Raw genomic sequence first — 12323 nt, 5'->3', positions numbered from 1 at the left:
AATGACCACTGAAACGGCCACCAAGCTCCCCAAGGCCAAGCCCGCTAAGCAGGACGAGGCCAAGGTGGGAGGTGTATCTAAGGTCATCATCTACGCGATTCTGGTGTTTTTGACCGTCGTGTTCTTGGGGCCAATCGCGTTCATTATCTTCAACTCGTTCAAGTCCAAGTTCGCAATTTCAGATAACCCCTTCCAGCTGCCACTAGGTGACATGTGGGTCGGGTTCGAAAACTACGCCGTCGGCCTGATGAAGGAGGGCTTCGGCTGGGCGATCGTGTGGTCCTTTGTCATCACGATCCTCTCGGTTATTGCGATTGTGTTCTTCTCTGCGATGACGGCTTACTACATCACGCGAGTGAAGACGTGGTGGACCTCGCTGCTGTATTACCTGTTTGTGTTCTCGATGGTCATCCCGTTCCAGATGGTGATGTTCCCGACCGTCAAGATCGCCGACATGCTGCATTTGAACAACCCAATCGGCATCGTGGTTCTCTACTTGGGCTTTGGCTCCGGCTTGTCGGTCTTCATGTTTGCCGGCTTCATCAAGTCCATCCCGATTGACATCGAGGAAGCCGCGATGATTGATGGCGCATCTCCGATGCAGAACTACTTCCGCATCGTTTTGCCCATGCTCAAGCCGACTGCAGTGACTGTCGCCATTCTGAACGCTATGTGGGTATGGAACGACTACCTGCTGCCGTACCTGGTCATTGGCCTGTCTACTAAGTACAAGACCATCCCGGTTGTCGTGCAGAGCTTCGTTGGCTCCAACGGTAACCGTGACCTTGGCGCGATGATGGCAATGCTGGTGCTCGCAATCATTCCGATTGTGATTTTCTACGTCGCCACCCAGAAGCACATTATCGAGGGTGTTGCTGCGGGTGCCGTTAAGGGATAGCTGCCTAAGCGTTAGCGCATAGGACGCCAAGCACCGCGTTTTACGAAAGCGAAAGCCTCAACCGCGTAGGTTGAGGCTTTCGTCTGTTAATCAGCCTTTATTAGGATATGAACCCGTGGATAGATTTTTCAGCACCGATACAAAGTTCTACGCAGCCTGGTCGCTGTTAGCAGACCTTGTAATCATCAACCTGCTGATGATCGTCGCATCCATCCCGATAGTCACTGCAGGCGCCGCAACTCGCGCTGGGGTAGTGGTCGCTCGCGACATGGTCCGTGACGAAGGCTCAAGGCCCGTACGGCGCTTCTTGCGCGCACTGTTGGACAATTGGCGCACACCAACCGTGTGGTGGCTATTCACCTTGGTTCTCGCCAGTGGCATTGGCTATGAGTTTTACGTTATCTCCCGCGCGGACCTCGGCACTGTCGGCCTGATCTTCGCCGCAGGAGTTACCTCCGGGGCGCTAATCCTGCTGGGAATTACCGCGTGGGTCTACTCGCTGTGCTCGCTTTCCGACGGTCAGTCGTCGCTACGCCGAACCCTGGCAACGGCCACCAGCATGACCGTCAAAAACCTGCCGCGGACTGCGCTCGCAGTTTTGGCGCTTCTCATCGTGCCCGCGGCCATATTCTTTTTCCCGGCGAAAATCTACGCGATTGCTACCTATGTCTTCCTCATCGGGTACGCGTTGAGTTGGTACTTGGTGATGCTGGCGCTTGAGCCCGTTCTGCCAGACAATGCTGGGTAGGTTCTCCCGCTGGCCCCACTGGCCCGGCTGGCACTGACTTAATCGGTGCCAGCTCGCACACCAGGCTGTTGACAATTCTTAGCCCGCGTACTCTTTCACAGAGGGAAAATCCTCCGCCTCGACCATCTCCAGCAGTTTTTCGCGACGTGCAAAAGCGGAGCATGCGCCGACCGCCTGTACAGCTGCTGCGCCTGCTGCGGTGGCCAGGGGGACGGCGTCGTAAAGCGAGGTGCCCTTAGCCAGTTCCGCGGTGAGCGTGCCGACGAACGCATCACCGGAGCCAGTGCCGTCGACAATCTTCTCCTCTGGCAGCTTGAGCGCGGGGTGCTCGTAGATTGTCGGCTCGTCGTCGAGACCGTCGGAGTGCTGTGCGAAGAGACAGCCGTGGTCGCCCCGGAGCATGACGACACTGGGGCAGTACTGCAGAAGTGCCTCGAGCTGTGCGCGGTAGTCGGTAGCGCGGATGCCCTCGGCGATGTCCAGGCGACGGATTGTTTCCCAGGCGCCCTTCATGTTGACGATCAGCGGATCTGCATGGTCAATCAGCGCAGGTGTAACGGTTACGACCGGATTGAGGTTCAGTACCAGACGCGCGCTGTACATGGATGCGACGGACGCGATGGCCTCAGTTGCTTCCGGAAGTAGCTCGCCTTGCGCGAGCACGACATCCGCTGATGCGAACTCGTCGACGAAATCGGTGGGGTCGGTTAGCGCATCGGCACCGCGCTGGACAAAAATCACCGGGCGACCCTTGCGGTTCGTTGCGACGAAAGCGCTGCCGGTCGGCAAATCCCAGGAAGTCTGAATGGAGTGGACATCTACGCCGTGTGCGTTGAGTTCCTCGACCACGAAATCCGCTGCGCGGTCCTCGCCAACAGTTCCGGCCATGATCGCACGGACACCGTTATAAGCGATAGCAACGGCCTGGTTGGCGCCCTTGCCGCCCAGCATATTCGTGCCGTCATCAACGATGAGCGTGCCACCTTCTGCGGGTACGCTATCGACCTGTACCAGGGTATCTAGGTGGATAGATCCACATACAACAACTGTTGGATTCTCATTCAGGTCAGGAATCGGCTGCATAAAAATATAGGATAGTCGGGAATTCAAATCCGTGTTGGCGGCCCGAGTTTACAGCCGTCAGAGCCCGCGAATCGATGCCCTACAATCGATGGCTATGGCAAAACTGTACTTCCGCTACGGAACCATGAACAGCGGAAAATCCATCGAGGTCCTCCGCGTCGCCCACAACTACCGCGAGCGCGACATGCGACCGTTGATCGCCAAGCCGGCCGTGGATACTTTGGCTGATGGTGACGTGCACTCCCGCATCGGAATCGCGGAACGCGCGCACCTCATCCACGACGGCGATGACCTCTCCTCGCTTGCCGACGGCCACGATTGCCTTATCATCGATGAAGCACAGTTTCTTACCCCTGACCAGGTCGATCAGTTGCTGGGCATTACCCTTCGCGGTACCCCGGTGCTCTGCTACGGCCTGCGTACCGACTTTCGCACCCATGCCTTTCCAGGCTCCCAGCGATTGCTCGAAGTTGCCCACACCATTGAGGAAATTAAGACAATCTGCACTTGTGGGCAGAAGGCCATCTTTACTGCACGGTTGAATCCGGACGGCAGCATTATCCTCGACGGCGAAACCGTGGAAATTGAGGCACTCGAAGCGCCGAAGTACATCTCCCTGTGCGCCAGCTGTTACAACCGGATGTCGGGGAAGTGGGCGTGAGCTGCCTAGGGTAGTCCCGGGAGCTAGGAGTGGGACAAGAAAACGGGCGAAGAGGAAAAGGGACAAAAAGGGAATAGCCCCGGCAGTCGATGAACTAGCCCCCTTAACCTCCAACCCTGCCCAAAGACCGAACGCTTCGGGTGTTACTCGAAACTCACCATGGTGTCGTCAAATACGTGCTCTAAACACAAAGCGCCTACACGGGGCTTGACCTCTACGGACACCTGAGCTTCTTCAGTCACACCGCGATGTCCTCGGCGGTACCGGCTGTCCACCGCTCATGGCTGTGGGTGCCTCGGAATCACCGACGTACTTACAGACGCGTTACTAGTTAGGTTAGGATAGCCTTATATAAAACAAGAGTGGTTGTCTACTGAGGAGGTAACGCAGTGTCGGACGCGACTGACGAACCCACCACGGCGCCCAAGGGGCCGACAAGTCAGCCGACGGAGGATAGTGCGAACACGGGGAAACCCGCCTGGCGCATTCTCCGCCCGGTGTCCGCCCCCATCGCCGTCGCCCTTTTGCTGCAGGTGCTCGGGAGCTTGGCCAGTGCCATTCCACTGCTGGCGTTGGTCCGGATCGTCAATGAACTACTCCTAGGCACTGACAAGGTGTGGCCAGCAGTATGGTGGTTCATCGGTGGACTCGGTGGCGCACTCGCCCTGGGGTCGCTGGCGCTGCTCATCACCCATCTGGTCGACCTGCGGCTACAGGCCGAGTTGCGCGTGCAACTGGCCGACAAGCTGAGCCGACTCCCACTGGGATGGTTCGATCAGAGCTCCTCCGGACGCGTCCGCCGCATAATCCAAGACGATGTCGCGAGCCTCCACCACCTTGTCGCCCACGCGCTGGTCGAGATCACCGCGGCGGTTCTGACACCGGTGGTCGGCGTCATCGTCGCACTGACCATCGACTGGCGACTCGGGCTGTGCTGCGTGATCAGTCCGGTGGCCTACATGGTCCTGTTCTCCGTGCTCGCGCCCGGAGACATGCGCTCTGTCATGGCCCGGATTGCCGAGTCGCTCTCCGAGGTCTCCGCCGCGGTAATCGAGTTCGTCGATGGGATCGCAGTGCTGCGCGTGTTCGGGGCTGAGGAGACTGGCTCGGCGCGCTTCACCAGGGCGTCAGACGACTTCACCTCGGAGTTCCGCACGCTTGTCACACCCCAGATGCGTGCCCACGCCATCGCTCTCACGGCCCTGGGGTTGCCGGTCGTCGCGCTGACTGTCGTCGTTCCCGGTGCTGCCATGGTCGCCGCCGGGTGGAGCGATGTCGCCGACGTCGTCGTGGTCACCATGATCGCTCTGTCGCTGCCCGCCACGCTGCTCACGGTCGGGGCCGGGCAACAACACATCAACGACGGGCTAGAAGCCGCCGGACGACTCATCACCCTTCTCGACGAGCCCGAACTCCTCGTGGCTGAACATCCCCTCGAGCCCGCCGGGACCGATGTCTCGATCGAGAACGTGACCTTCGGGTACGCGCCAGATGAGCCGGTGCTGCATGGGGTGTCGCTCACCGCACGAGAAGGATCGGTCACCGCGTTGGTCGGGGCCTCTGGCTCGGGCAAATCGACCCTCGCATCTCTCATCGCCCGCTTCCGTGACGTTGACGCCGGTGCGATCCGGATCGGCAACGTCGACGTGCGCGACATCGACCCGCACGTGCTCCATCAACACGTCGGCATCCTGCTGCAAAGCCCGAGCCTGCCTTCCATGAGCATCCGCGACAACATCGCGCTCGGGCGTCCGGGCGCGACCGACGAGGACATCCAGCACGCCGCCTCCCTAGCGGCGATCGACGCGCGGATCCGCGAACTACCCCGCGGATACGGCAGCGTTGTCGGAGAAGACGCTCGGCTCTCCGGCGGTGAGACCCAGCGCGTGGCCATCGCGCGGGCCATCCTCGCCGACCCTCACGTGCTCATACTCGACGAGGCCACCTCCGCGATCGACCCCGAGAATGAGGCCGCGATCGGGCAGGCCCTCGCCGAACTGACCCGGGGACGCACGGTCATCATGATCGCCCACCGCCTTGGCACGATCACCCACGCAGACCAGATCGTCGTCCTCGACCAAGGGCGAATCGTCGAACAAGGCGAACACGAATCCCTGCTCGCCGCCGATGGGCAGTACGCCGCGCTATGGCGCAACCAGGCCGCCGTCACGGGAGGTGCTCGATGATCACGCAGATTGAACGGATCGCTGGACAAGAAGGACGCTCAACACTCCAGCGATTCACAGCAGTGGCTGTGGCGGCCGGAGTCGCACAGGGACTGTCACTGGCATGTCTGGTCCCAGTACTGGCCCACCTGGCCCAGGAGACTTTCAGCTCGACGCTCTGGTGGTTGATCGCAATGGTGGTTTGCGCCGGCGTCCATGCCCTACTCACGGTGTGGGTCACGCGCGGGAGCGTCGATTTGACCATGTCTCTGATGTCGTCGATGCATCGCCAACTGGCGCGGCAGCTCATGCGTCTGCCGATGGGGTGGTTCGATGGCGGGTCCGCAGCCAACGCCTCACGGCTCTCGGTCCGCGGCACAATGTTCGTCGCCACCGCGATCGGCGACGTGCTTGCTCCGCTCATCGGTTACGTGGCGACTCCGTTGACTCTAGTGCTCGTGACCTTCTTCCTTGACTGGCGGCTGGGACTCTCGCTCGCCGTCGGGGTCCCGCTCGTGTACGCCTCGACTGTGCTGGCTCGCTCCTGGAGTGCCCGGGCCGACGCCCGACTCACCACCGCGGAACACCGCACGGATGCCGCGCTGCTCGACCTGGCCAAGCACCAGACGGCGCTGCGCGGGGCGCGAGTGGCAGGTTCTGGCTATGCACCCCTGGCATCTTCACTTGACCGACAACGTCGCCTCGGTATGTCGGCCCAGCTGGCCTCCGCCGCATCGATGATTGTCCAGAGTGTCGTGGTACAGACGGTCTTTGGCGCTGTGGTCACCGTGGCCGTATGGCGCAGTCTCGGCGGTGTGGACCCGCTCGTGATGATCGGTCTTATCCTGATCGTCACCCAGGTAATGGGCCCCCTCCGCACACTTTCTGAACTCGGCACGGCGCTGCGCCGCATGGATCGTGAACTCGACCAGGTGGTCAATTTGCTAGACGAGCCGGGGCTACCGGAACCCGAGCAGCCAGTCCCAGCACCGACGCATCCGCCGGAGATTGCGATTGACGCAGTGCGCTTCGGCTACGGAGACGCGATGGTGTTTGATGATCTCAATCTGACTGTTGCGCCGGGATCAGTTACTGCCATCGTCGGGCCATCCGGGTCGGGCAAGACCACGCTCACTCGCTTGATCGCCCGCTTCCATGACGTGGACGCAGGGGCCGTGCGGCTCGACGGCGTGGATGTTCGCGACATGGCCAGTGCCGATGTCCTCGGGGCAACGTCGTTGGTGTTCCAGGACGTCTATCTCCTTGACGACACCCTGCGCGCGAACGTGTTGCTCGGTCGTCCAGAAGCCACGGACGCCGAGGTGAACGCCGCCGCGAAAATAGCTCGGGTCGACGAGATCGTCGATCGCTTGCCACAAGGGTGGGCGACCCGCGTCGGTGAAGGTGGCAGACTGCTCTCGGGCGGCGAGCGGCAGCGTGTGTCAGTGGCCCGCGCTGTGTTGAAGCGAGCGCCTGTGTTACTGCTGGATGAGGCGACCTCATCGCTCGACGCGTCCGCCGCCGTGGCTGTGCAGGAGGCACTGCGCGAACTCAGCGGATTGGCGACAGTGCTAGTAATCGCGCATCAGGAGCACACGTTGGCGGCTGCCGATCAGGTCGTTATGTTGGACGGCGGGCGCGTGGCCGCAGCGGGGACGCATGAGGATTTGCTAGATTCGTCGCCGGCCTATGCCCGGCTGTGGGCTCGATAGTGATAGCTAACTCGGTAACCCAAGTCAGGCGTGCCGAACGCCCGCAATGGGGGACCGAGCGGTCTTCCAGGGCTCGACACATCATCGACCCAACGGCCAACTACCAAAAGAAAACCAACATAGAGCACTTCGCCCCACGCCGCTCACCACCCACCTGCCGGAGTAACCCCACCGCCTAAAAGTGTCAACAATGTCATGAGACATCTTGGCAAGCAGGTTGCGAGACAGCAGCCCCCAAAATCGGCGCTGGGAAGCGGAAACGTCCCACAGCACACTGTCAAGAATGCTGCGAGACTTCACATCGTGCCCCCAGCAGGGCTCGAACCTGCGACAAAAGGATTATGAGTCCTCTGCTCTAACCGACTGAGCTATAGGGGCAAGGATTTGGCACTGTGAAGTGGTAATTAAGCACTATGAACCAATGCCCAAAACCTCATAGCATCATAGCAATCTGCCACCGTGCGGTGATAAAAGCCCTATAGCCAGCGACTCTGGGAGCAGTTACACAGGCCCAATGAATCTGTCCCTCGTTCTCAATGACCTCATCTCCCGGGCGGGATGAAGCAAGCTGCCTCCCCATCCTCAACGAACCAAAGCCCCCGCAAAGTTACGACTTTCGGTTGATGAATCAGTGCTTGGACACTTCTAGCATTAATCCTATGAGTACAAAACCTTCCTTGAGCAGCGCCGACGTCTCAGTCGACGCACAAACCGGTGCCACAGCGAAAGCGAAGGGCACCCCCGTCATGGCAATCGCCAACGAGGATCAGATTGCTGAGTTCGGGGCCTCGCCACAGCGGTGGTGGGGGTTGCTCGTGCTCGCGGTTGGCCTCGGCATGATTGTCCTGGACGGCACCATCGTTGGTGTTTCATTGCCGACCATCATTTCGGAGCTGGGCCTTGACATCGTGGGCGCGCAGTGGATTACCACGATCTACTCGGTCGTTTTCGCCGCACTACTCCTGACCTCTGGCCGAGCTGGCGACCGCTTCGGCCGTCGAACGCTTTTTCTCGTCGGTCTGGTCATCTTCACGGTCGGCTCCGTCGTGGCCGCACTTTCCACAGCCTTGGCGCCACTGGTCATTGCCCGCGTCATCCAAGGCATTGGTGGCGCGTGCATTCTGCCATCAACACTGTCCAGCGTGAACGCACTATTCCGTGATAAAGATCGTGCCACCGCATTCGGCATCTGGGGTGCGGTCATGTCTGGTGCTGCAGCAGTCGGCCCACTCCTGGGTGGCGTGCTTACGCAGTTTGCTGGTTGGGAAGCTATCTTCTGGGTCAACGTGCCCATCGCCGTCGTGCTTTTCGTCCTTGCGCTGCGCTGGGTGCCGAACACCGCAGGCGATACCAATGGCGCGGGTCGCTTCGATGTCCTTGGCCTGGTGTTGTCTGGAATTGGCTTTGGTGCCGTGGTCTTCGGCATCATTCAAGGCGCCAAGATAGGGTTTGCTTTTCCCTCCGCACCCGTCGTCACGCTCTTAGTTGGTGCGGTGGTGCTTGTCGCTTTCGTGCTGTGGGAAAACAGTCGTCGGAAGAACGCGGATCCTGCGCTGTTGGACGTGTCGATGTTCTCCTACGCCACGTTCAGCTGGGGGAATACCACGGCGATGCTTGTCGCGGTGGGTGAGTTCGCGCTGGTCTTCGTGCTGCCGCTCTACCTGGTGTCGGCGATTGGCTTATCGACGATCGCAACCGGCCTGGTCCTGGCAGCAATGGCTCTCGGTGCGTTCTTCGCAGGTGCCATGGCGCGTCATCTGGCAGCTCGGATTACCCCGGCCGGTGTGGTGATTGTGGGCCTTGGTCTCGAGGTCTTTGGTTCGCTGCAGTTGGCGGCCGAAGAGCGCGTTGACCTGCCGCTGTGGCTGGTTGTGTTTGCATTGATTGTCTACGGTCTGGGTCTTGGTCTGGCATCGGCGCAGCTGACCTCGTTGGTGCTTGGTGATATTCCGGTGCGGCTGTCGGGGCAGGCATCGGCAACGCAGTCGACGATTCGGCAGATTGGTTCGGCGCTCGGTGCTGCGCTCGGTGGTATGGCGCTGACGATTGGGCTGGATCGTGAGATCGCGAAGCTGTCGCCGGGCCTGGAGCAGATGGGGCAGGGGCTGAAGGATTCCGCTGGCTCGATGCTGATTGGTCTGCGTGCGCAGGGTGCTCCCGACGGTGTGTTGGTGCCGCTGACAAATGCGTTTGCACATGCCACGCAGTTTGCGCTGTATTCCGCTGTCGGCGCGTTGACTATTGGCTTCCTCTGCTCGCTGAAGGTACTGCAGTTGCGCAGGCAGGCTGAGAAATCGAATTAGCGATGTGGAATATTCGGGTGAGGGGCCGTGTTGGAAATTGGTGTCACAACATCAATCGTGGCAGTCTTATCGTTTGTCTCTTAACCGGACTTGCTAGATAGAAATGACCAACATGAAAATGCTCACAAAGCGGCGTTGGCTCGATTACGGCCGAATCTCCACTTCCTCCTGTCGCTAAACACTTCGGAGCTTCCGCCTCGCTGCGCCTGTCTCTTCGAGGCTGAGCTCAGCGGCCTCGGATCCCGTCGCGCGCATTTGTCAGACGGCATAAGGCGCGGCACAAGTGTTTTCAGAGAAAGAAATATCCAGGAGGAAAAGTGAATAAATTTAAATGGGCGACCGGCTTCGGTGCCCAAGTTGTCTATGGCCTGATTATTGGTCTCATTTTGGGCTTCATGGCCCGCAGTACTGGCGATGACTCCTCGTTGCGCACAGCGCTCGACGAGGTCGGCAGTACCTACGTCACGCTGTTGAAGCTGCTCATCCCACCGCTGGTGGTCACCGCAGTCGTAGTGTCGATTGCCAACCTGCGTCAGGTCGCAGGTGCAGCCAAGCTGGCTGTTTCGACGCTGATTTGGTTTGCCATTACATCCTTTGTATCGGTGGTTATCGCCATCGTGCTGGGCTTGGTCATCAAGCCAGGCGTTAACTCTGGCGTGGATGCCTCGGCAGCTCAGGAGCCGAGTTCCGTGGGCTCCTGGTGGGGATTCCTGCAGAGCATCGTCCCGCAGAACTTCCTCGGCCTTGGCGTGAAGATCAGCGAATCTGACGGTGCTGTATCCGGCTCGCTGAACTTCAACGTCCTGCAGCTGCTGGTCATCGCGATTGTATTCGGTATCGCTGCAGTGAAGGTTGGCCCGAAGGCCGAGCCATTCATCGAGTTTTCCGGCTCGCTTCTGACTATCGTGCAGAAGGTCCTGTGGTGGGTCATCCGCCTGGCACCGATCGGTACCGCGGCTCTGATCGGCCACGCTGTCGCTGAGTACGGCTGGGAGGCCCTCGGCAGCCTCGGCAAGTTCGCCATTGCCATCTACATTGGCCTGTTCCTGGTCATCGCAGTTGTCTACCCAGTTGTGCTGAAGATTCATGGCATTAGCCCAATCGACTTCTTCCGTCGCGTCTGGCCAGTGACCTCGCTCGGCTTCTTCACCCGTTCGTCTATGGGCGTCATGCCGGTCACTGAGCGCGTTGTCTCCCGTCGTCTGGCAGTACCGGATGAGTACGCCTCCTTCGCCGTGCCGCTGGGCGCCACCACGAAGATGGATGGTTGCGCCGCCATTTACCCGGCTATCGCGGCTATCTTCGTCTCGCAGTTCTACGGTGTGCCGTTGGACTTCACGGACTACCTGCTCATCATCTTCGTCTCCGTCATCGGTTCGGCAGCAACTGCTGGCACCACCGGCGCTACTGTCATGCTGACCCTGACTCTGTCGACCCTTGGCCTGCCACTCGCCGGCGTCGGTCTCCTGCTGGCTGTCGAGCCGATCGTGGATATGGGCCGCACTGCGGTGAACGTCACCGGTCAGGCTGTGGTCCCGTTGGTCGTCGCAAAGCGTGCGGGAATCTGGGACAAGGACGAGTGGGACGCCAGCGCCAACGCCGACCTGTCGCCAGCCGACGAGTCGGACGACGAGTCTGCAGACGCGCCTGCTGAGAAGTCCGAGTCCGCCGAAAAGTCCGAGTCCGCCACGCTTGCGTAGTCTTGAGGACATGACTTCTTGGAAGCCCTCTGTTCTTGCGCAAGTTGATCAGTGGCCAGTTGACACGGTCGCGGCTGCCGTGCGTGCCGATGATGGCAGTTGGCACACCCACGGAGATAGCGGTCGCGTTTTTGAGCTCGCCAGTGTGACCAAGTTGCTAGCCGCCGTGGGTATGCTTGTGGCCGTCGAAGAGGGCGCGGTGGAGCTCGCCCAAGAGCTCACCCCACCCGGTCACGGCGCGACTGTGCGTCACCTACTGGCGCACGCCGGCGGGGTGGGGTTTGCCAGCCGTGAGCTGGAAAAAGAGCCAGGGGAGCGGCGTATTTACTCCTCCGCGGGTTTTGACATCATCGCCGATGTAATCGCCGCGGAGGCAGACATGCCGTTTAGTGAATACCTGCGCCAGGCTGTGTTTGAGCCGCTAGGGATGGCGGATTCCGTGCTGGATGGATCGGCAGGGCATGGCGCGCGTAGCAGCGTCGCTAATCTCATGGCCTTCGTCGATGAGATTCTCGCCCCGACTCTTCTGCATCCCGATACCGTGACTGAGGCGTTGACGGTGCAGTTCCCGGGGCTGAATGGTGTTGTGCCTGGCTATGGTATGCAACGTCCGGCCGATTGGGGCCTGGGTTTTGAGATCTTCGGACACCCCGATTCCAAGCAGGGGCTGTGGTTTGGCGCCTCGATGCCCAAGGATGTCGCAGGCCACTTCGGGCAGGCGGGCACGTTCCTGTGGCTGCATCGTCCAACCGGACGGGCGGCGATCGCGCTGACCGACCGAGATTTCGGCGAGTGGGCTAAGCCGCTGTGGACGGATTTCAATGATGAACTCTGGCGTGAGCTGGAAGAACACGCTGAAGATTAAGGGGATATGAGCTAAGTCGGCGTCGCTTGCGGCGCCGATTTTTCGTCTCAGCGCTAAATCACATCTGGGGGATTAAGGACAACTTGAGGGTTGCCAGCAGCCGTCTCGGAAATAACAATCATAAACACGTGCAACGCAAACCTCAGAAGTGTTGTTTTACCGCAGTGCTTTTTCTGCAGTGTGGCAAG

The 12323-nt window shown here is 60.2% G+C and carries 9 protein-coding genes and 1 tRNA gene; 8 read left to right on the top strand and 2 right to left on the bottom strand.

Annotated elements, in window-relative coordinates:
• Position 1: 1 nt before the first annotated feature.
• Both EGX79_07835 and EGX79_07830 read left to right on the top strand, forming a co-directional pair.
• On the top strand, positions 2-898 hold the full coding sequence (locus EGX79_07835) for a carbohydrate ABC transporter permease (GenBank protein ID AYX82770.1): 897 nt from the start codon (positions 2-4) through the stop codon (positions 896-898).
• A 115-nt stretch (positions 899-1013) separates the two neighbouring features.
• A complete protein-coding gene (locus EGX79_07830) occupies positions 1014-1646 on the top strand; it encodes a DUF624 domain-containing protein (GenBank protein ID AYX82102.1) in 633 nt (210 codons plus the stop codon).
• Positions 1647-1724: 78 nt separating this feature from the next.
• On the opposite strand, the gene EGX79_07825 is transcribed toward EGX79_07830, so the two are convergent.
• A complete protein-coding gene (locus tag EGX79_07825) occupies positions 1725-2729 on the bottom strand; it encodes a ribokinase (GenBank protein AYX82101.1) in 1005 nt (334 codons plus the stop codon).
• 88 nt (positions 2730-2817) lie between these two features.
• On the opposite strand from EGX79_07825, the gene EGX79_07820 reads away from it, so the two are divergent.
• From EGX79_07820 to EGX79_07810, 3 genes are all read left to right on the top strand, one after another.
• Entirely contained in the window at positions 2818-3390 is a 573-nt protein-coding gene (locus EGX79_07820) for a thymidine kinase (GenBank protein ID AYX82100.1), read from the top strand.
• 389 nt (positions 3391-3779) lie between these two features.
• The gene (locus EGX79_07815) at positions 3780-5576 is read left to right on the top strand and encodes an ABC transporter ATP-binding protein (GenBank protein ID AYX82099.1); all 1797 of its coding nucleotides are present in this window, start codon (positions 3780-3782) and stop codon (positions 5574-5576) included.
• Complete coding sequence (locus EGX79_07810) at positions 5537-7267, top strand: ABC transporter ATP-binding protein (GenBank protein AYX82098.1); 1731 nt, start codon at positions 5537-5539, stop codon at positions 7265-7267. Before EGX79_07815 ends, EGX79_07810 begins: the two co-directional genes overlap by 40 nt.
• 301 nt (positions 7268-7568) lie before the next feature.
• Here the strand turns inward: EGX79_07810 and EGX79_07805 are convergent.
• A tRNA-Met gene (locus EGX79_07805) sits at positions 7569-7645 on the bottom strand.
• A gap of 281 nt (positions 7646-7926) precedes the next feature.
• Between EGX79_07805 and EGX79_07800 the strand changes: the two genes are divergently transcribed.
• The 3 genes from EGX79_07800 to EGX79_07790 all read left to right on the top strand — a co-directional run bounded on the left by EGX79_07800 (position 7927) and on the right by EGX79_07790 (position 12135).
• The gene (locus EGX79_07800; protein AYX82097.1) at positions 7927-9570 is read left to right on the top strand and encodes a DHA2 family efflux MFS transporter permease subunit; all 1644 of its coding nucleotides are present in this window, start codon (positions 7927-7929) and stop codon (positions 9568-9570) included.
• A gap of 317 nt (positions 9571-9887) precedes the next feature.
• Complete coding sequence (locus tag EGX79_07795) at positions 9888-11270, top strand: dicarboxylate/amino acid:cation symporter (GenBank protein ID AYX82096.1); 1383 nt, start codon at positions 9888-9890, stop codon at positions 11268-11270.
• Positions 11271-11280: 10 nt separating this feature from the next.
• Positions 11281-12135, top strand: coding sequence for a class A beta-lactamase-related serine hydrolase (locus tag EGX79_07790; protein AYX82095.1), 855 nt, complete (start codon positions 11281-11283; stop codon positions 12133-12135).
• Positions 12136-12323 lie beyond the last annotated feature (188 nt).

The organism is Corynebacterium jeikeium (genome assembly GCA_003955985.1).
Taxonomy (GTDB): Bacteria; Actinomycetota; Actinomycetes; order Mycobacteriales; family Mycobacteriaceae; genus Corynebacterium; species Corynebacterium jeikeium_D.
The sequence above is the reverse complement of the archived record's forward strand: the minus strand, read 5'-3'. Positions and strand labels throughout refer to the sequence as shown.

Coding starts and splice junctions, on each gene's coding strand:
- EGX79_07835 (AYX82770.1), top strand. CDS start 2: ATGACCACTGAAACGGCCACCAAGCTCCCCAAGGCCAAGCCCGCTAAG.
- EGX79_07825 (AYX82101.1), bottom strand. CDS start 2,729: ATGCAGCCGATTCCTGACCTGAATGAGAATCCAACAGTTGTTGTATGT.
- EGX79_07820 (AYX82100.1), top strand. CDS start 2,818: ATGGCTATGGCAAAACTGTACTTCCGCTACGGAACCATGAACAGCGGA.
- EGX79_07810 (AYX82098.1), top strand. CDS start 5,537: ATGGCGCAACCAGGCCGCCGTCACGGGAGGTGCTCGATGATCACGCAG.
- EGX79_07800 (AYX82097.1), top strand. CDS start 7,927: ATGAGTACAAAACCTTCCTTGAGCAGCGCCGACGTCTCAGTCGACGCA.
- EGX79_07790 (AYX82095.1), top strand. CDS start 11,281: ATGACTTCTTGGAAGCCCTCTGTTCTTGCGCAAGTTGATCAGTGGCCA.